Raw genomic sequence first — 18,865 nt, 5'->3', positions numbered from 1 at the left:
TCGGACGATGCTGGTACGCGAACTCGAAGCCGGAGCCTTATCTGCTCGGTGCCGGCGTTCCCATCGGCTGGGAATGAAGCGGCAGCAGGAGGGTGGTGCCAAAACAGACGGCGAGCATCAGGGCCGACCCCCCGAGGCAGGCATAGATCCCACCCACCTGATAGAGCAGGCCGGACAGGAGGGTGCCGATGAAGCGCCCCGCTGCATTGGCGGCGTAATAGAAACCCACGTCCTCGGCTGCCTTCTCCGATCCGGCATAGGCCAGGATCAGGTAGGAATGCAGGGAGGAGTTCACGGCGAAGGCGGCGCCGAAGATGGCGAGCCCGATCACGACGATGATGTCCGGCCGCAGGGGTGTCACGGCGAGGAGCACGGCGATGGCCACCGGCACCAGAGCGAGGCCGAGCGCCCACCAGCGCGCCGCTGGCACTTCCTTGGACAGGCCGTCCGGGCTGCGGCTCACCACGGCGGGCGCGGATGCCTGCACGATGCCGTAGCCGATGGTCCACAGCGCGAGGAAGCCGCCCACCATGGGAAAGGTCCAGCCCATCCCATAGAGGAAGACCGGCACGCCCACCACGAACCACACGTCCCGCGCGCCGAACAAGGCGACGCGGGCAGCAGCGAGCAGGTTCACACCCCGGCTCTTGCCGAACAATTCTCTTGCCGAACTACTCGCCTTGGCCTTGCCCATCATAGGCGGCAGGGACAGCAGCACGCCGAGAAGCACCAGCGCCAGCACGGCAGCCATGAGCCACAGCGACAAGCGAAAGCCGAACGCCTCCAGGAGCACGCCGCCAAGAAAGAAGCCGAAGCCCTTCATGGCATTCTTGGAACCGGTGAACCACGCCACCCAGCGAAACAGGCGCCCCTCGGCGTTACCCTTGGCCTCGGCCTCCGTCACCTTGATGGCGGACTTGGAGGCGGTCTTGGTGAGGTCCTTCGCCACGCCGCACACGCCCTGCGCCGCCACCACCCAGGCAACAAGAACGGCCGTTTCCCAGGTGGGCGACATGGCGGAGAGCAGCAGGAAGCCGGCGATCTGGGTCGTGAGCCCGACTGTCAGCATACGGGTGATGCCGAAGCGGGCGGCGAGCCAGCCGCCGATGAAGTTCGCCCCGATGCCCGCCGCCTCGTAGAGCAAGAACAGGAAGGCGAGGGTGAAGGGCGAGTAGCCGAGCTTGAAGAAGGTGAACAGCACCAGCATGCGCAAGGCGCCGTCGGTCAGCGTGAAGCCCCAATAGGCCGCGGTGACGATGGCGTAGTTGCGCAGGCCCGCGGAGGATGACGCCGCCATCTCACAGCCCCACGCGTTCGAGGTGGCAGGCAAGGTCCACCATGCGGCAGGCATAGCCCATCTCGTTATCGTACCAGGCATAGACCTTGAGCAAGGTGCCGTCGGTGACGAGGGTGGACGGCCCATCAACGATTGCGGAGCGGGTGTCGCGGGCGTAGTCCGCCGACACCAAAGGGCGCGGCTCGAAGCCGAGGATACCGTTGAGCGCACCCGCGGCGGCCTTGGCGAACAACGCGTTCACCTCGTCCGCCGTGGTCTCGCGGTTGAGCTCGAACACGCAGTCGGTGAGCGAGGCGTTGAGCACCGGGGCGCGCACCGCATGGCCGTTCAGCTTGCCCTTCAGCTCGGGATAGATGAGGGCGATGGCGGTGGCGCTGCCGGTGGTAGTAGGCTGCAGCGAGAGCATGGCCGAGCGGGCGCGGCGCAGGTCCTTGTGGGGCGCGTCCACCACCACGTTGGTGTTGGTGGGATCGTGGATGGTGGTGATCTGGCCGTGGCGGATGCCGATGGCCTCGTGCACCACCTTCACCACCGGGGCGAGGCAGTTGGTGGTGCAGGAGGCAGCGGTGACGATGGGATGCGTCTCTCGGTCGTAGAGCTGCTCGTTCACCCCCACCACAACGTTCAGCACGGACGGGTCTTTCACCGGCGCGGCGACGATTACGCGCTTGGCGCCGCGCTTCAGGTGACCTTCGAGCACGGCGGGGGTGAGAAACTTGCCGGTGGACTCCAGTACGAGGTCCACGCCGAGATCGCCCCAGGGGATATCGCCCGGCGTCGCGTGAGAGGAGAAAGACAAGCTCTTCTCGCCGATGCGCACACTATCCGCGCCCTCGGCTGCGATGGGCGCACGCCAGCGCCCCTGTACGCTGTCGAATTCGAGGAGATGGGCGATGGCTTCCGCCCCACCCTTGATCTCGTTGAGATGAACGATCTCGAGCCGGTTGTTGCCGCGCGGATCATTGTCCGGGCGGTAGGCCGCCCCCATGGCCGCGCGAAGCGAAAGCCGTCCAATGCGGCCGAGGCCGTTGATCCCTACTCTCATGGCACCGTCATCCTCGCAAACTTTGAAAAGGTGCGGCGTTGCCGCGATGATCTCAGGCTTTGGTGCGGTCGCCGGCGTCCGTCACCCTCACGCCGCCGGCTTCGTACCAGTCCTTGGTATGGTTCACGATCCACACCACCGAGAGCATCACCGGAACCTCGATGAGCACACCCACCACGGTGGCGAGAGCCGCACCCGACTTGAATCCGAACAGGCTGATGGCGGCAGCCACCGCCAGCTCGAAGAAATTGGAGGCCCCAATGAGGGCAGAGGGGCCGGCCACGCAGTGGGCTTCGCCGGACAGCCGGTTCAGGAGATAGGCAAGGCCCGAGTTGAAATAGACCTGGATCAAGATCGGCACGGCCAGCAGCGCAATCACCAGCGGCTGGGCGAGGATCTGCTCGCCCTGGAAGGCGAACAGCAGCACCAGGGTGGCGAGCAGCGCCACCAGGGAGAGCGGCTGGAGCACGCCGAGCAGGCGATCGAGCCCGGCCTGTCCACCGGTCGCCAGGATGCGCCCGCGGAGGAGCTGCGCCGCGATCACCGGGACGACGATGTAGAGCATCACCGACAGGAAGAGTGTGTCCCACGGCACGGTGATGGAGGAGAGCCCGAGCAACAGCCCCACGACGGGCGCGAAGGCGACGATCATGATGGCGTCGTTCAGCGCCACCTGGGACAAGGTAAAGTGGGGCTCACCCTTGGTGAGATTTGACCAGACGAACACCATGGCCGTGCAGGGCGCCGCCGCCAGAAGGATGAGGCCGGCGATATAGCTATCGATCTGGTCGGCTGGCAGGTAGGGTCGGAACAGATAGCCGATGAACAGCCAGCCGAGGAACGCCATGGAGAACGGCTTCACCGCCCAGTTCACCAGCAGCGTCACCGAGATTCCGCGCCAGTGCCGGCCGACCTCCTTGAGCGCGGCAAAGTCGATCTTGACCAGCATGGGCACGATCATCAGCCATATGAGGATGGCTACCGGCAGGTTGACCCGCGCCACTTCCAGCGCCCCGATGGTCTGGAACACGGACGGCGCCAGCGCGCCAAGCGCGACGCCGGCGATGATGCACAGGAACACCCAGAGAGTGAGATAGCGTTCAAACACGGACACGGTGCGGGATCTCCCAAGGCCGCCAGCTGCGGCCGATTGCGGCGAGAGCGTGGGCGCGGTCTGTTTCAGGACGACGACAGTTCACGCGGCCTGTCCCGAGAGTGTGAGGTCCGTCGCTCCCTCCATTTTCCCGATCTCGCCGATGCGCTCCTTGAGCGAAGCAAGATCGAGCTGCTCAAATGGCAGGTTGACGAAGGCGGAGATACGCCCGGCGAGCCGACGGTAGGTGGCAACGAAGGCAGCCTTCTGCTCAGCTTCGGTTCCCTTCACCCGGATCGGGTCGGGCAGACCCCAATGGGCCTGTAGCGGATGACCGGGGAAGGCAGGGCAGATTTCCCCAGCTGCGGCGTCGCAGGTAGTGATGACGAAATCCATCTGGGGCGCATCCGGCCTGGCGAACCCATCCCAGCTCTTGGAGGCGAGGTTCGTCGTGTCGTAGCCGAGCGAGTCGAGCAGATCGATAGCCATCGAGTGCGGCTTGAGCTTCGGCCGACTGCCGGCCGAGTAGGCCTTGAAGCGGCCTCGCCCCTCGCGGTTGAGCAACGCCTCCGCGATCAGCGACCGTGCCGAGTTGGCCGAGCAGACCAGCAGAACATTGTAGACGCGATCATTCCCAGCGGCAGGACGCAGCTGTGGAAAGGCCGCGGGGCCGGTCCCGCACCGGGGGGAGACGGCAAAACCCATCTCCGCCATCAGTTGGCTCAGCACAGGGCCCGCTGTGGACAAGCTGACGGCATAGATGATGGACCGTCCCTCGCGCCGCGACGTGACAAGGCCGGCACGCTCCAGCACGCCGAGGTGCACCGACATGGTATTGTGCGCTACCGCCAGCAGGCGGGCGATGTCGCCCGCCTGAAGGCCATAGGGCACATAGCGCAGCAGAAGACGATAAGTCTCGAAGCGCGTGCCTTGGGACAGCGCATCGAAGATCCGCGTGGCGTCTTCCCCATTCAGCTTCGTCTCGTCCATCTTGTCTCACCGTTCGAATGCTGCTCACGCGTCAGCCCAAGTGCCTCAGGCGCCGCCCTTGAAGGTCCTGGCCCAATAGTCCTTGACCTGCTGGACCAGAGCCGGCGGCAAGGGAACATAGCCGAGCTCGGACGCAAATTTCTCGCCCTCGCCCAGGGCGAAACGCCAGAACTCGAAGGCGGCTTGGCTGTTCGCCGGCACCTTCGGCTCGCGGTACATGAGAGCGAAGGTGGTCGCCGCAATAGGATAGGCATCCTCGGCGGGGGAATCGGTGATGACGACGAAAAAGTCCTTGGCGCCGGCCCAATCGAAGCTCAGCGCCGCCGCCTGGAACGCCGCCGCGCTGGGTGCGATGAACTTGCCAGCACGGTTCTGGACGAGGCCATAGGCCAGCTTCACCTGCACCACATAGGTGTATTCGACATAGCCGATGGCATTCGGGACCCGCTTGACCTCGGTCGAGACCCCTTCGTTACCGCGCGCGCCATACCCCACCGGCCAGGCGACTGCGCTGCCTTCGCCGACCTGCTGCTTCCACTCCGGGCTCGCCTTGGCAAGGTAGGACACCCAGTTGAACGTGGTTCCAGATCCATCGGAACGGTGCACCACCACGATCTTCGCGTTGGGCAGCTTGACGTCGGGATTGAGGGCCCTGATGGCGGGATCGGACCAGGTCGTGACCTTGCCGAGATAGATGTCAGCGAGAAGGGCGCCGGTGAAGCGGAGCTGGCCGGGCCCCACGCCGTCCACGTTGAACACCGGAACGACGCCACCGAACACGATGGGGAACTGGCCGAGGCCATATTTCTCCAGTTCTTCCGGCTTCAGCGGCTTGTCGGACGCGCCGAAATCCACCACCCCGTCCTTAATACGGTTGACGCCGGCCGACGAACCCACCGACTGGTATCCTACGATGTGGCCTGTGCGCTCACGAAACGCCTCCGCCCATTTCCAGATGATCGGATAGGCGAAGGTGGAGCCGGCACCCCGCACCTCCGCGGCGCGCGCCGGAGGCGCGAACATCGACAGGGCCGCGAGCGTCGCCGCAGCTGTCCAGACAAGAATGCGATTCACGGCTGGCCTCCCTTGGGTCCTAGCGACATATCGCTGGAAACAGATAGCTCCATACGAGTCATTATGTCGATAGGAGTGGACAGATCGCTATATGGCCTTCATGTCACTCTTGTGACGCCATTTACGTCGCGCCAATCGCAGCGATAGTATAAATTATCGATATGTCGATACAAATGGAAATGATGTAATGTAGAGACGGAATGCTCGCGAGGTTGAGAGGCAAATTTGTTCGGGAGGAGAAATGAATAATAGGCGCTTCATATGGACTTTATATAAGTAATATACGTCAATCGAAGTCGGATAGCCTCTCAAAAATTGCAATCAACCATGGACAATTGCCACGATGTCCATATGATTTACATGAAATAAAGCCAACCATAGCCTAGAACTACGTTGCGTCATATTCGATAAAATCTCTGTTGATTCAGGAATATCGCTCGATATACACAAATTGTCATGAATTTGTTACATAACATGCTTAGAGCCCGTGAGGCTAGGTGAGCATCAGAAGCCCTAGCGGCACTGTCCAGGGAGACGGCATCCTCATGAAGATCATCACTCTCGCGAGCGCCCTCGCGCTGCTCGCTACCGGCGCGGCCTTCAACGGCGCCGCTGCCCAGGCACTGGTCAAGGTCGACGGGTCGTCCACGGTATTCCCCGTGACCGAAGCCATGGCGGAGGAATTCCAGAAGGCGAACAAGGATATCAAGGTGACGGTCGGCATCTCCGGTACCGGCGGCGGCTTCAAGAAGTTCTGCCGCGGAGAGATCGACATCTCTGACGCCTCGCGCCCCATCACCTCCGCCGAGCAGAAGGCCTGCAAGGAAGCCGGCATCGAGTATATCGAATTGCCGGTCGCCCTTGATGCGCTCACGGTCATCGTCCACCCGTCCAACACCTGGGCGAGCGAGATGACGGTTGCGGATCTGAAGAAGATCTGGGAGCCCGAGGCCCAGGGCAAGATCACCAACTGGAAGCAGGTCCGCGACAGCTACCCGGATCGGCCGCTGGTGCTCTACGGCGCGGGCGTCGACTCAGGCACTTACGACTATTTCACCGCCGCCATCGTCGGCAAGGAGCATTCCAGCCGCGGCGACTTCACCGCATCGGAGGATGACAACGTGCTGGTCCAGGGCGTGGCGGGCGATCCCAACGCCCTCGGCTTTTTCGGCCTTGCTTACTATGAAGAGAACACCGGCAAGCTGAAGGCGGTGAAGATCAAGGTCGATGACGCCGCGCCCGCCGTGGAGCCGTCGGTCGAGAACGCCCGCACCGGCAAGTACCAGCCTCTGTCGCGGCCGATCTTCATCTACGTGAACAAGAAGGCGGCCGAAACCCGTCCGGAGGTGGCGAAGTTCGTTGAGTTCTACCAGGACCCGAAGCACGCGGTCGAGCTGGTCAAGGAAGTCGGCTATGTGCCGCTGCCCGAGGCCGCCCTGAAGGTGTTCCAGGAGCGCTTCAAGAAGCGTGAGATCGGCACCGGCTTCACCGGGTCCAAGGTCGGCGTCTCCGTCGAGGATCTCGTCAAGGAAAAGCTCGTCTACTGACAGGTGATCTTGAGGGACCTGAGGGAGGTGCTCCGGCGCCTCCCTCCATTCAGGTGAGGGTTGGACGTGGTCGCACCGGTGTCTCCAGACTCAAGAACAGGCCGGTTGCGCCTGACGGTTTCTCCGGTCTTCCTGGCGCGACGCCGGGTGGTGGACCGCATCATGCGCGTTGTCCTGTTTCTCAGTGCCGCACTCTCTGTCCTGGTCACGGCGGGCATCGTCTACGTCCTCCTGTCCGAAAGCCTGAAATTCTTCGCACAGGTGTCGATCATCTCCTTCCTGACCGACACACAATGGACGCCGGTGTTTCAGGACAAGCACTTCGGCATCATGACTCTGGTATCCGGTACTTTGGTGAGTTCGCTCATCGCCCTGCTCGTCGCGATTCCAGCCGGTACCGTGCTCGCAATCTATCTGTCGGAGTTCGCGCGGCCACAGGTGCGCGAGACCATCAAGCCGTTTCTGGAGCTTATCGCAGGCGTGCCCACTGTGGCATTCGGCTATTTCGCTCTTTTGTTCCTCACGCCCATCTTCCAGATCTTCATTCCCGGGCTGGCGGGCTTCAACCTGCTCGTGCCGGGCATCGTCATGGGCATCATGATCCTGCCCTACATCGTTTCCGTGAGCGAGGACGCCATGCGCGCGGTCCCTGCGGAACTGAGGGAGGGGGCCTATGCGCTGGGCTTCACGCGGCTCCAGACGGCGACGCGGGTGGTGATCCCCGGCGCCTTCTCCGGGGTGACGGCGGCCTACATCCTCGGCATGTCGCGGGCGGTGGGCGAGACCATGGTGGTGGCCATTGCTGCGGGCCAGCAGGCGAAGCTCGCCCTGAACCCTCTGGAGGGCGCAGCCACGATCACCTCCTATATCGTCCAGATCAGCCTCGGCGACGTGCCACATGGCTCCATCGCTTATCTCACCATCTTCGCGGCGGGCATGACGCTGTTCCTCATGACTTTCGCCTTCAACATTCTCGCCTTCTGGCTCCGCCAGAAATACCGTGAAGTCTATTGAGGGGATGGCCGTGAAGCCGCTCGCCGCTCAACCCTCCCGCCGCCTCTCCGACGCGGAAATCGTCGCTCGGGCGCATCGGTCCGACCGCAATTTCGCGATCCTGGGCCTCAGCGTGCTCGTCATTTCCATGATCGTTCTGCTGTCGCTCATCGTGGACTTCATGGTGGACGGGCTTGGCCGCATTGATCTTGATTTCCTGACGAGCTTCCCCTCCCGACGCGCTTCGGAGGCCGGCATTCTGTCCGCCTGGGTCGGCACCACGCTGGTGATGCTGGTGACGACGGCGCTGGCGGTGCCGCTCGGCGTCGCAGCAGGCCTCTATCTTGAGGAATATGCGCCGCGGAACTGGATCACCCATCTCATCGAAATCAATGTGACCAATCTCGCGGGCGTGCCCTCCATCATCTATGGGCTGCTCGCCCTCGGCCTGTTCGTGCAGAGCTTGGCCATGGGCCAGACGATTCTAGTTGCGGGCATCACGCTGGCGCTTCTCATCCTGCCCATCATCATAGTCGCCACACGCGAGGCGGTGCGCTCCATCCCGCTCGAGATCCGCGAGGGCGCCTATGCGCTTGGCGCCGACAAATGGCAGACGGTGAGCGGCTACATCCTGCCCACCGCGCGTCCCGGCATCCTCACGGGTGCCATCGTCGGTATGTCACGGGCCATCGGCGAGACCGCGCCCATCATCACCATCGGCGCGCTCACCTTCATCGCCTTCCTGCCGCCTTCACCGGTCCAGGACACCTTTCCGTTCATCAATTTCAACTGGCTCAACTCGCCGTTCACGGTGATGCCGATCCAGATGTTCAACTGGGTTTCACGTCCCCAGGCGGCGTTCCACGTGAACGCAGCAGCAACCGGTCTCATTCTGCTGCTTATGACGCTGCTGATGAATGCGATCGCCATCTGGCTGCGCTACAAGATCCGCCGGAGCATGCGCTGATGCTGCAGCCCGGCCTTTCGGAGAACGAGATGACCGCCGTGACCCCAGCATTGGACGCCGTGGCCAGCAAGGAGCCCGCCCCCCTGCGCGCTTCTGTTCGCAACCTCAATTTCTTCTACGGCGACAACCAGGCGCTCAAGGGGGTGGAGCTTCCGATCGTCGAGGGTAAGGTCACCGCCCTCATTGGGCCGTCGGGATGTGGAAAGTCCACGCTCCTGCGCTGCTTCAACCGCATGCATGACCTATATCCGGGCAACCGGTATCAGGGCGAGATCATCCTCTATCCGGAGGGGATCAACATCGTGGCGCCGGAAGTAGATCCAATGCTCGCGCGTTTGCGCATCGGCATGGTGTTCCAGAAGCCCAACCCGTTTCCGAAATCGGTCTATGAGAATGTGGCATCCGGCCTCCACATCCGGGGCATCCGGAATCGCTCCGAAGTGGATGGGCGCGTGGAAGCCGCGCTACGCCAAGCCGCCCTATGGGACGAGGTGAAGGACCGCCTCCAGGAATCCGCCTATGGATTGTCGGGCGGCCAGCAGCAGCGCCTGTGCATCGCCCGCACCCTCGCCCCAGATCCGGAGCTCATCCTGCTCGACGAACCCACTTCGGCCCTCGACCCCATCGCCACGGCGAAGATCGAGGAACTGATGGACGAGTTGCGGGGCGCCTACACCATCGTGATCGTCACCCACAACATGCAGCAGGCGGCGCGCATCTCGGATTTCACCGCCTTCATGCATCTCGGCCACATGGTGGAATACGACGTGGCCAGCCTGATCTTCACCAACCCAACCGAGGAGCGCACGCGCTCCTATATCACCGGCCGGTTCGGCTGAGGCGTTCGGCTCGGTGGGAGGCGGCGGGAAGTTCGCTCGTGGACTTGGCATTCGGGCGCTTCAGCGACGGCAGTAGATTCGGCCTCACGTCTCAGCCACGATCTTCCCGATGTCGGTGATGTCATATCCGCCGATGCTCTTGAACTCGTTCTGGAACCGCTCCGAGCGCAGGATCTTGAGCATCGTCGCGACCTCCGGTGTGTCGAGATGCTCTTTACGGACCACAAGGTCGTAGCGTTCCCTCTTCAGTGGGACGAAGTCCACATTATCTACTTGGCGGGCGACCTTTTCCATCCCCACCGCCACGTCGGCGTCGCCACGGCCCACTGCGCTCGCCACGGCGAGATGGGATTGGTTCTCGCTATCGTAGCCCTTAATCCGGCTGGCGTAGAGATCGAGGAGCTTCAGGTTCTCGTCGAGCAGCACCCGCGATCCCGCCCCCTTCTCGCGGTTGATCATGGTGATGTCGTCGCGGGCGAAGTCCTGCCATGTTCGGATGGCCTTCGGGTTGCCTTTGGCGACGTAGAGGCCCTGCATGCGGTAGGTGACGTTGACCACCGCGCAGCGCACGCCAGGCAGTAAGGCACGGACATAGGGCACGTTGTAGTCGTCGCCGGCGCTGTCCCACAGATGTGCGCTCGCGACGGAGACCTTGCCGTAATAGAGCGAGACGAGGCTGTCGTAGCTGCCGATATAGGCCCTGAGCGCCATGACGCCGTGCATGCGCATGAAGTTGGACAGGATGTCGAGGATGAGGTCCTGGCCGCAGATGATGAAGCCGTCCCCGGCCCGACGCTCCGCCTTCAGGTCAAAATACCGGTTCTCGTCGAATGCCGGGCGGCCTGCCAGCTCGGGCGCGCGCGCGGCCCTGCCGGAGCGCTCGATATAGTCGCGCACGTTCGCCTCGGTGAAGCGGATCTTACGGCCGACCTTGTAGAAGCCGATCCCGCCTGCCTTGATCAGAGCATAAATGCCGCTCCGGCTGACGTGCAGCCGCTCGGCCACATCTTCGACAGTCAGGGCGTTAGGCGTATCCATGGAATGTCCGGCATCTCAATTCATCTAATTTCATATCATTTGGCATATAGCTCGGCCTTCGGCCAGCCGTCCTGACCATTCTATCTTTACAAAACAACATCTATTCGCCACGCTCGGCTCATTAAACCAGCAATATACCCGTCAAATCGTTTGTTTTCGTATCAATTCATATCATTTCATACCATGATGGCGGCTCCGTCCGAACGATCATGGCCGGAGGCTCATCCATGTCCCAGCAGTCCATTCCACTGTCGTCCGAGCGTGCCAACACACGGGACGAGCGGGGGTCCAACCCTGGCCCCCCGCCGGTGCCGGCCTTCGCCGGGGGCGCCCTCATCGGCATGCTCGGCGGTCTCATCGGGCTTGGTGGCGCAGAGTTCCGCCTGCCGCTGCTGATCGGCCCATTCCGCTTCCGGGCGCTCGAAGCGGTCATCCTCAACAAGGCCATGAGCCTGGTCGTCGTCGCTAGCGCGCTGCCGTTCAGGGCGGCGACGGTGCCCTTCAGCGCGATCGCGACCAACTGGCCGATCATCCTCAACCTGTTGGCGGGTAGCCTCGTTGGCGCCTGGTTCGGCGCCGGCTGGGCCACCCGGCTCAGCTCCCGCACCCTCTACCGGGTCTTGGCAGTCCTGCTGGTGCTGATCGCCGTCGCCCTCCTGTTCGGACACGGATCGACCGCAGCGTCCGCGCTGCTTTCGGGACCCTGGCTGATCGTGGCCGGCGTCATTGCGGGATTCGCCATTGGCGTGGTCGCCTCGCTGATGGGCGTGGCCGGCGGTGAGCTGCTGATTCCGACGCTGGTGCTTCTCTTCGGCGCGGACATCAAGCTCGCCGGCAGCCTGTCGCTGGCGGTGAGCCTGCCCACCATGATCGTCGGCTTCACCCGCTACAGCCGCGACAACGCCTTCGCCACCGTCGCGCAGAACAAGGTGTTCGTGGCCGTGATGGCGGTGGGCTCCATCGTGGGCGCCTTCATCGGCGGGCACCTCCTTGGGCTTGTGCCCGAGCAGGTCTTGCTTCCCATCCTGGCGCTGATCCTCGTCGTGTCATCGGTGAAAGTGTGGCGCCACGGATGAGGGTGCGGTCTCGGCCGGCGCCAGAACGCCGGCCGATGGTGCCCGCCGTCAGGCCGGATACTCCTTCGACTTGAAGGTCAGGTGCCGCACGCCTTCCGGCGCGTCGGCGATCTTGCGGATGTTGCCCCACGTCTGCTTGTAGTTGGGGATGATGTCCTCGTTGACCCCCGCGGACACCACATTGCCCTGCACGCCGGTCGGGAAGCCGAACAGCATGAAAGTCTCCTTCCGCTTCGCCGTGGGGGTGGGATAGGCCATGGCCTGGGTGGAGCCGTTCTCGTTGTAGACCTCCACGAGATCGCCGCTCTTGAGGCCAAGCTCGCCCATGTCCTGCGGGTTCATCTCGATGAAGGGATAGGGCCAGCGATCCATGACCAGCTCATTCTCCACGTCAAGATAGGCGCTCTGCCAGACGAGGTTCGCCCGCCCGTTATTGATGAGGAAGGCGAACTTGTCCTTCTCCGCCTGTTTGCCGGGGGCCTGGAGGCCGCGCCACCGGGTTTCGGCGAACACCGCCTTGCCGTCCGGCTTGTTGAACTTGCCATCGGCGAACAGCCGCTTGGTGCCGACGATCTTGCCGTCTGCGAAGGCCGTGGCGGGCTCCTGGAAGCCGTTAGTGCCCATGGTCCGCAGGCGATCGTAGGTGACGAACGCGCCGCCCTTTTCGTTCTTGGCGTAGCCGTCCATGAAGGCGTCTTCCTCGCTCTTCCAGTCGAAGCCCTTGAACTTGTCCGCCACCTCCGTTTTGCCCATGGCGCGCAGCACCCGCTCCATGTGATTGGCGATCCGCGCGGCGATGAGGCAATCGGGCATGGCCTGGCCCGGCGGGTCCATGTAGCGCTCGGTAAGGCGCATGCGCCGCTCGCCGTTCATGGAGGTGAGGTTCATCTCGCCGGATGTCGCGGCGGGCAGCATCACATGGGCGGCCTCGCCGATATGGGTCGGCACGATGTCCACGTCGACGCTGAACAGCCCACCCTTGCGGATGGCGCCCAAGATGGCGGCCACCATGGCATCGCGGTCGCCGTAGGGCACGCTGGCCATGGCGTCCTTCACGAGGTCCGTGCGCATCTTGTAGGCGCGCTTGAAAGCCATGGCGTTGAGCGTGGTCTTGTAGTGGTCGCAGCCCCAGATGTGGTGCACGCCGCCCTTGCCCTCGATCAGCAGCTTGTCCACATAGGCTGCGGGCCGGCCCACATGGGCGTCGGACGGGCGGCAATAACCCTCCTGGTGGCCGCCCATGCGCACGCAGCCGCCGCCCGGACGGCCGATATTGCCGGTAGCGAGGGCGAGATTCACCAGCGCCTGGTTGGTGCGGTAGTTGTCATTGCCCCAGATGAGGCCCTTCTCATAGGCGAACATGGTCCGCCGACGTGCCCCGCCGGCCTTGGGCTCGCCGATCCAGGTGACCGCCTTGACGATGTCCGCCTCGCTGAGGCCGGTGGCGCGAGCGGCTTCCGCCACGCTCACCTTGTTGGCCGCCAGGGCCTTGTCGAAGTCCTTCGTGGAGGCCGCGATGAAACCCTTGTCGATCCACCCCTTCTCCGCCGCGTAGGTGAGCCAGGCGTTGAACAGGATCAGGTCGGTGCCGGAATTGAGGGCGAGATGGAGCACGTTCTCCTTGCCCGCCTCCACCTCGCTGGCATTCACGGTGACGGTGCGGCGCGGATCGACGATGACGATGCGCGCCTTGGCCACCGGCTCGCTGCCGAACTCCGCCTTCTTCTTGTCGAGGGAGGTTCCGCGCAGGTTGGGCACCCAGTGGTTCAGGAAATAGTTGGTCTGGGTTTCCAGCGCGTTCGTGCCCACCGCTACGAGGGTGTCGGCGAGCTCCGCGTCCTCGTAGCAATTGTTGAGCTCGCCCACCCCCATGTCGCGCGAGCCGTGGACCTCCGAATTGTAGGCCGGGCGATTGTGGATGCGGATGTTCTTTACCTTCATGGCGCCGAAATAGAGCTTTCCGGTGCCCCAGGTGTTCTCGTATCCGCCGCCCGCGCCGCCGTGGTCGAAGGCGGACACGAACAGGCCGTCCTCGCCCTGCTCAGCGATCACCGCTGCGGTGACGCGGGCGACGAGGTCGAGGGCGTCGTCCCAGCTCGTGGGCTGGAGCTGTCCGTAGCGCCAGACCTGGGGATCGGTGAGGCGCTGGAGCTGGGTGTTGCGCTGGCGCGAATAGCTCATCTCGGCGATCCGCGCGCCGCGCACGGAGCCGAGGCCGGAATTCACCACGCACGCCTTGTCGGGCTTGATGACGATGTGCACGTCTCGCCCGTTCTGCCTGACGATGTTGTACATGGACGGCGCATACCAGGCTGCGGTCTCTGCCGGCTGTTGCCTGGAGAGATCGACGCCGAAGGCGTTCTCGCCCGGCGCCGTGCCGCCCTCGTATCGGGCGTCCCAACTATAGGCCTTGTAGCCGCAGCCGACGATGCAATAGTGGCAGACGACGTTGTGGACGGTCGCATTGGCGGGAATGATGGGCAATTGGCCGATCTGGCGCTTGTAAGCCATGGTGTCCTCCCTCAGAGCACGTTGGAGAGGCGGCCGTAGAGCAGCTCATCCACGCCTTCGGCATAGATGTCGCCCTTCGCGTCCACACGCAGCGCGTATTGCGGCAGGTTCTGCGTCGCCTGGCCCCAGATCTGCTGGCCGCCTTTCTCGCAATCGAAGCGGGAATAATGGCCGGGGCAGTTCAGCGTCTTGTCCGTCGTGCTGTAAGAAAGGGGAAATCCCTTGTGCGGGCAGACGGTGGTGAAGCCGACGATGTCGCCGTCGGGTCCGGCGCCTCCGGCCACGCGTGTCCCGAGCTTCAGAAGGACGCCGGGCGCGTCGTCATCGGGATAGGCCACGTCCAGCGGCTCATTAACTTTCAGGTCCTTCACATTGGCGAGGCGGTTCGCTGGATATCTCACCAACGCGACCGCAGGGGCCGCCTTGGCTTGGGCCGGCAGAACGGAGGCGACGGCGGCGCCTGCGGTCGCAAGGCCGGCGCCGGTCAGGAAGCTGCGGCGGCCGGCATCGACGAGGCTGGGACATCTTTTCATGAAAGCTCCTCCCAGAGCGTATTGGTCCTTTCGGACGCAAGACGTCCTGCAGAAGCTGCGCCATGCGGAGCTGAGTAGAGAATTCAATGATTTAACGAGCGAGATGAGGCGAGCACGTCCGCCGTCCCGAACATGCTGCGGCGCCGTCTGTCCGGAAACCCGAACGCGCCGTCAGCCGTCGCTACCCAAACCGAGGCGGCGCATCTTCTCCCACAGGGTGGTGCGCCCAACGCCGAGGAGCCGGGCGGCGGCGGAGAGTTCGCCCGCGGTCGCGGACAGCGCCCGGAGGATGTGACGCTTCTCCGCCTCCTGGCGCGCGGATTCCAGTGAGCCGATCCGTAGGCCGGCGTCAGCGCCTTCGCGAACGATCTCGGGAAAGAGATCCCCGGGCATCAGCCAGGGGCCCAAGGCAAGAGCGACCGCACGCTCCATCCGGTTCCGCAGCTCCCGCACATTCCCGGGCCAAGGATGCTGCATCGCGGCCTCCTCGGCGAGGGCGCTGATCCCTTTCAGGTTGGTCTCGGTGTCCGCGCTATATTCCGTAAAGAAGCGCTCCATGAGCCATGGGATGTCATCGGGGCGCTCCCGCAGAGATGGCAGGCGAATGCTGACCGCGTTGATGCGGTAAAGGAGATCCTCGCGGAATTGTCGCTCGACAACTCGCAGCGCCAGATCGGCGTTGGTGGCCGTCACGATACGGCCGCCGAAGGCGATCTCGCGCTCACCGCCGACCCTCTGAAACGTCTTGCTCTCGATCAGCCGCAGGAGTTTTGCCTGCAACTCCGGACGCAATTCCCCGATCTCGTCGAGAAACAGCGTGCCGTCGCCGGCGCGCTCCACATAGCCGAGATGGCGCTGCGCGGCACCGGTGAACGCGCCTCGCTCGTGGCCGAACAGCTCGCTTTCCATCAAGTCGGCGGGAATGGCGGCGCAGTTGACCGCGATAAACGGCGCGGTCGCGTGCCGCGATTGCGCATGGATGAAGCGGGCGGCTACATCCTTACCTGTCCCTGTCTCCCCCGTGATGAGCAGATTGGAGGACAGGCGAGCCATCCTGCACAACAGAGCCTCCACCTGCCGGATGGCGGGTGAGACGCCCAACGTGCCGCCTTCCGTGGTTCCATGCGGCATCAGCAAGTCGGTGAGCCGCGCCAGGAAGTCCTCCATCTCGAAGGGCTTGGTGACGTAGTCCGCCGCGCCGGACCGCATCAGGCGCACCGCTTGGTCGATGTCGCCATGGCCGGTCACGAACAGGAAAGGCGGCGTCCGAGGCACGTGCGCCGCTTCCCGGAACACAGCCTCCCCATCGAGATCCGGAAGGCGGATGTCGCATACGATAGCCTCGAAGCGAATCTTCCGGATATCCGCCACCGCTGCGCAGCCGGTCCGCCACCAATGCACCCTCATTCCCTCCAGGCCGAGCCGCTGCGCGAGGCTCTCGCCCATGATGGGATCGTCCTCCACGAGGCCGATGACGGGAGGCTCATGCGACATGGGCGAGCTCCATTGGGGCGATGAAAGGGAAGAGAAGACGGATCCGCGTTCCCCCCGTTTCAGGCCGCTCGACCTCGGCCGAGGCACCGAGGTCGTCCAGGATGCGCCGGGTGGTCCACAAGCCGAGGCCGCCGCCCCAGGGTGGGCCACCCGTTTCCCCGCCAGCCGCAAGAAGGCACCCCGCAGGCTCGGGCAGGCCGCTGCCTCGATCCGACACGATTACATGCAGGGCCGTCGGCGTGAGCGACGCATCCACCGCCACTTCGCTTCCCGGCGGGGCGGCGGAAACCGCATTCAGCAGCAGGTTCAGCACGGCCTGGCGCACCGGGGTGCTGGGCAGAGGAAGCAACACGTCGACGGGACCGGAGAACCTCAGATCGACACCCTTCCGGCGCGCCGCGGGGGCAATCAGTAGCTGCAGGTCCTCGAAATCGGCCATGGCGAGGGGTCGCGGCGCCTGCTCCGGCCGATACAAAGCGAGGGTGGTGCGCACCACGTCGCGGATACCGACGAGGCCTCGTTCGAGAAGGCCGAGGGACGATTTTCGGACCGCCGCATGGTGTCCATGGGTCTTCAGCGTCGCCAGCGCGTTAAAAAGGCCGCCCAGCGGGTTGTTGATCTCGTGGGCGAGCGCCGAGGTGAGCCGCCCGAGGCTGCCGAGCCGATGCTCGTCCGCCAATTGTCGGGCTAGGTCCTCCCGCTCGTACATGGACCGGACCAGCGCATTGTAGGCTAGGAACAGGCGGGCGAATTCAGCGCCGTTGCGCGCGACCGCCTCCGGGGGAACGGGCGTCGCCCGCCCTTCGCTCGCAGCGCCCAGATAGCGCGAGAGCGTGCGCACCGGCGCCATCATGCGGGCGACGAGCAACCAGCCGGCCACGGCGAGCAGCAGCGTGACCATCCCGTTCGTGGCCGCGAGCGCGAGGACGACGTCGCGCCGCTCCAAAGCCAGATGGCTGGTGTCGAAAGTGGCGTGGATGATTCCGACGATGCGTCCAGGATAGGAAAGCACGCGCGTCGCGGTGGCGGATCTGGCGCCCGCCTCGAATCTGAAATCCCGGCCGGTTGCGAGCGGAGCGAGATCGGACGGGAGACGCACCCCAATGGGGAAGCGACGGGGATCGGACGCCGCGATCACGAGGCCCTCCGCGTCGGTGATCACGGCGCTCAACGGATGCAGGCTCTTGTTGAGGGCCTGTGCCCGCATGATGGCGTCATAAACTTCCCAGACATCGTCTCTTAGGATCGCGGGTGCGACCGCGGAGGAGAGGCTGTCCAGATAGGTCTGCGCCAAGGCGCGCAACTGGCGCTCCTGCGTCTCCCCCAGCCGGCTCAGCACGCGCTCGGAGAGTGCAAGCCCCACCAGCACCATGAGCGCCGCAACCGCTAGGGGCACCTTGAGGGTGACGGGCCACTGGCGGGGGTCAAGGCGCGCGATCATGGGCGTCACCCGGTGCCCGCGACGAGCGCCGCCTTTGCGGCGATGGGGTCGAAGAGGCTCGCCTCCTGCGGCGCGAAACCATCGAGCCGCAGCATGGCGAGCACCGCCTTGCCATCCTCGTCCTCGTTCATGCGCGCAAGCGCCTCCGTCAGCGCGGCGAGCGCCTGCGGGTCTGGCGGATGGCGCGGGGCAGCGATGGGCGGGAAGCCGAGCCATTCGGACCGGCGCAGGATGGCGACGCGCGACGTCAGCTCCGGCTCGATCTCCCGCATAACGTCCAGGACGTAGCCGTCCACGGAACCGGATTGGGCGAGGCCCGAGGCCACGGCACGGATCACGTTGCGATGGCCGTAGGTGAAGAAGGTGCGGGCGAAGAAGGACGGGGGCTTCAGGCCGTGCTCCGCGAGAAGCGCGCGGGTGACGAGGAAGCCGGAATTGGAATCGGGGTCCGAGAAGGCGTGGATATCGCCCTTGAGGTCCTGGAAGTCCCGTGCGTCACGGTCCCGGTCGACGATGAGGCAGGACTGATAGAGCGGCTGCCCGCGCCACAGCGGAACCGCGACCAGCTGGAGCGCGTCACGATGGGCGACGAACGGATAGCCGCAGATCCACGCGGCATCGAGCTGACCCGAGACCAGCAGCGCGGTGATCTCCTGATAGGTCCGCCGGCTGACGAGTTCGACCGGTAAGCCGGTGGCCCGCCGCAGGTAAATCTGAAGCCGGCCGAGCAGTTCGAGGTCGGAGGTCAGGAAGACGGGGGTCAGGCCAAAACGGATGATGCCGGCCGAGGCGCGCGCCAACAGGGGCACGAGCGTCGCGCCGACCATGGAAGCAGCGGCAGCAAGGACCGCCCTGCGGTCGATGCGCGAACCGGCGCCCATTTGCTAGGGCCTCCCGCTTTGTAATTCTTCTTAAATCGAAGAATAA

General features: G+C 64.3%; 16 protein-coding genes. 5 read left to right on the top strand and 11 right to left on the bottom strand.

Annotated elements, in window-relative coordinates; translation table 11 throughout:
- Positions 1-37: 37 nt before the first annotated feature.
- The 5 genes from arsJ to pstS all read right to left on the bottom strand — a co-directional run bounded on the left by arsJ (position 38) and on the right by pstS (position 5,499).
- Positions 38-1,297, bottom strand: coding sequence for an organoarsenical effux MFS transporter ArsJ (arsJ, locus tag K9U40_RS01130; RefSeq protein WP_149577649.1), 1,260 nt, complete (start codon positions 1,295-1,297; stop codon positions 38-40).
- A 1-nt stretch (position 1,298) separates the two neighbouring features.
- A complete protein-coding gene (locus tag K9U40_RS01125) occupies positions 1,299-2,342 on the bottom strand; it encodes an ArsJ-associated glyceraldehyde-3-phosphate dehydrogenase (RefSeq protein WP_149577648.1) in 1,044 nt (347 codons plus the stop codon).
- Between the two features lie 52 nt (positions 2,343-2,394).
- The gene (gene arsB, locus K9U40_RS01120) at positions 2,395-3,456 is read right to left on the bottom strand and encodes an ACR3 family arsenite efflux transporter (RefSeq protein WP_149577647.1); all 1,062 of its coding nucleotides are present in this window, start codon (positions 3,454-3,456) and stop codon (positions 2,395-2,397) included.
- Between the two features lie 81 nt (positions 3,457-3,537).
- Complete coding sequence (locus tag K9U40_RS01115) at positions 3,538-4,425, bottom strand: helix-turn-helix domain-containing protein (protein ID WP_149577646.1); 888 nt, start codon at positions 4,423-4,425, stop codon at positions 3,538-3,540.
- A 45-nt stretch (positions 4,426-4,470) separates the two neighbouring features.
- Complete coding sequence (pstS, locus tag K9U40_RS01110; protein ID WP_012115929.1) at positions 4,471-5,499, bottom strand: phosphate ABC transporter substrate-binding protein PstS; 1,029 nt, start codon at positions 5,497-5,499, stop codon at positions 4,471-4,473.
- A gap of 545 nt (positions 5,500-6,044) precedes the next feature.
- Here pstS and K9U40_RS01105 point away from each other — a divergent pair.
- The 4 genes from K9U40_RS01105 (at position 6,045) to pstB (ending at position 9,845) form a co-directional block, all read left to right on the top strand.
- Positions 6,045-7,046: a PstS family phosphate ABC transporter substrate-binding protein gene (locus tag K9U40_RS01105; RefSeq protein WP_012115928.1), complete on the top strand. Its 1,002-nt coding sequence runs from the start codon at positions 6,045-6,047 to the stop codon at positions 7,044-7,046.
- A gap of 105 nt (positions 7,047-7,151) precedes the next feature.
- On the top strand, positions 7,152-8,060 hold the full coding sequence (gene pstC, locus K9U40_RS01100; protein ID WP_041575981.1) for a phosphate ABC transporter permease subunit PstC: 909 nt from the start codon (positions 7,152-7,154) through the stop codon (positions 8,058-8,060).
- 4 nt (positions 8,061-8,064) lie between these two features.
- Entirely contained in the window at positions 8,065-9,006 is a 942-nt protein-coding gene (gene pstA / locus K9U40_RS01095) for a phosphate ABC transporter permease PstA (protein WP_309749466.1), read from the top strand.
- Positions 9,006-9,845: a phosphate ABC transporter ATP-binding protein PstB gene (gene pstB, locus K9U40_RS01090; RefSeq protein WP_012115925.1), complete on the top strand. Its 840-nt coding sequence runs from the start codon at positions 9,006-9,008 to the stop codon at positions 9,843-9,845. Before pstA ends, pstB begins: the two co-directional genes overlap by 1 nt.
- Before the next feature lie 84 nt (positions 9,846-9,929).
- Here the strand turns inward: pstB and K9U40_RS01085 are convergent, their stop codons facing one another.
- Positions 9,930-10,883, bottom strand: a complete 954-nt coding sequence (locus K9U40_RS01085) for a substrate-binding domain-containing protein (protein ID WP_149577645.1) — start codon at positions 10,881-10,883, stop codon at positions 9,930-9,932.
- A gap of 227 nt (positions 10,884-11,110) precedes the next feature.
- Between K9U40_RS01085 and K9U40_RS01080 the strand changes: the two genes are divergently transcribed.
- Entirely contained in the window at positions 11,111-11,959 is an 849-nt protein-coding gene (locus tag K9U40_RS01080) for a sulfite exporter TauE/SafE family protein (RefSeq protein ID WP_149577644.1), read from the top strand.
- Between the two features lie 48 nt (positions 11,960-12,007).
- On the opposite strand, the gene K9U40_RS01075 is transcribed toward K9U40_RS01080, so the two are convergent.
- The 5 genes from K9U40_RS01075 to K9U40_RS01055 form a co-directional block, all read right to left on the bottom strand.
- A complete protein-coding gene (locus K9U40_RS01075; protein ID WP_149577643.1) occupies positions 12,008-14,470 on the bottom strand; it encodes an arsenate reductase (azurin) large subunit in 2,463 nt (820 codons plus the stop codon).
- 11 nt (positions 14,471-14,481) lie between these two features.
- Positions 14,482-15,003: an arsenate reductase (azurin) small subunit gene (locus tag K9U40_RS01070; protein WP_012115921.1), complete on the bottom strand. Its 522-nt coding sequence runs from the start codon at positions 15,001-15,003 to the stop codon at positions 14,482-14,484.
- Positions 15,004-15,174: 171 nt separating this feature from the next.
- Positions 15,175-16,497 carry a sigma-54-dependent transcriptional regulator gene (locus tag K9U40_RS01065; RefSeq protein WP_149577642.1) on the bottom strand — a complete coding sequence of 441 codons (1,323 nt, stop codon included), beginning with the start codon at positions 16,495-16,497 and terminating at the stop codon, positions 15,175-15,177.
- Positions 16,487-17,938: a sensor histidine kinase gene (locus tag K9U40_RS01060; RefSeq protein WP_149577641.1), complete on the bottom strand. Its 1,452-nt coding sequence runs from the start codon at positions 17,936-17,938 to the stop codon at positions 16,487-16,489. The genes K9U40_RS01065 and K9U40_RS01060 overlap by 11 nt, the downstream gene beginning before the upstream one ends.
- Before the next feature lie 5 nt (positions 17,939-17,943).
- Positions 17,944-18,819 (bottom strand): PhnD/SsuA/transferrin family substrate-binding protein, encoded by an 876-nt coding sequence (locus K9U40_RS01055; RefSeq protein ID WP_149577640.1) that lies wholly within the window; start codon positions 18,817-18,819, stop codon positions 17,944-17,946.
- Positions 18,820-18,865: the final 46 nt, after the last annotated feature.

The sequence above is a fragment of the Xanthobacter autotrophicus genome (assembly GCF_030015065.1).
Classification (GTDB): domain Bacteria; phylum Pseudomonadota; class Alphaproteobacteria; order Rhizobiales; family Xanthobacteraceae; genus Xanthobacter; species Xanthobacter autotrophicus_D.
Note: the sequence above shows the minus strand (reverse complement) of the source record. Positions and strands in the feature narration are given on the sequence as shown.

What these genes read in the sequence shown, in the direction of transcription:
- arsJ (WP_149577649.1), bottom strand. Translation starts at nt 1,297, where the DNA reads ATGGCGGCGTCATCCTCCGCGGGCCTGCGCAACTACGCCATCGTCACC.
- K9U40_RS01125 (WP_149577648.1), bottom strand. Translation starts at nt 2,342, where the DNA reads ATGAGAGTAGGGATCAACGGCCTCGGCCGCATTGGACGGCTTTCGCTT.
- K9U40_RS01115 (WP_149577646.1), bottom strand. Translation starts at nt 4,425, where the DNA reads ATGGACGAGACGAAGCTGAATGGGGAAGACGCCACGCGGATCTTCGAT.
- K9U40_RS01105 (WP_012115928.1), top strand. Translation starts at nt 6,045, where the DNA reads ATGAAGATCATCACTCTCGCGAGCGCCCTCGCGCTGCTCGCTACCGGC.
- pstA (WP_309749466.1), top strand. Translation starts at nt 8,065, where the DNA reads ATGGCCGTGAAGCCGCTCGCCGCTCAACCCTCCCGCCGCCTCTCCGAC.
- pstB (WP_012115925.1), top strand. Translation starts at nt 9,006, where the DNA reads ATGCTGCAGCCCGGCCTTTCGGAGAACGAGATGACCGCCGTGACCCCA.
- K9U40_RS01085 (WP_149577645.1), bottom strand. Translation starts at nt 10,883, where the DNA reads ATGGATACGCCTAACGCCCTGACTGTCGAAGATGTGGCCGAGCGGCTG.
- K9U40_RS01080 (WP_149577644.1), top strand. Translation starts at nt 11,111, where the DNA reads ATGTCCCAGCAGTCCATTCCACTGTCGTCCGAGCGTGCCAACACACGG.
- K9U40_RS01075 (WP_149577643.1), bottom strand. Translation starts at nt 14,470, where the DNA reads ATGGCTTACAAGCGCCAGATCGGCCAATTGCCCATCATTCCCGCCAAT.
- K9U40_RS01070 (WP_012115921.1), bottom strand. Translation starts at nt 15,003, where the DNA reads ATGAAAAGATGTCCCAGCCTCGTCGATGCCGGCCGCCGCAGCTTCCTG.
- K9U40_RS01065 (WP_149577642.1), bottom strand. Translation starts at nt 16,497, where the DNA reads ATGTCGCATGAGCCTCCCGTCATCGGCCTCGTGGAGGACGATCCCATC.
- K9U40_RS01060 (WP_149577641.1), bottom strand. Translation starts at nt 17,938, where the DNA reads ATGATCGCGCGCCTTGACCCCCGCCAGTGGCCCGTCACCCTCAAGGTG.
- K9U40_RS01055 (WP_149577640.1), bottom strand. Translation starts at nt 18,819, where the DNA reads ATGGGCGCCGGTTCGCGCATCGACCGCAGGGCGGTCCTTGCTGCCGCT.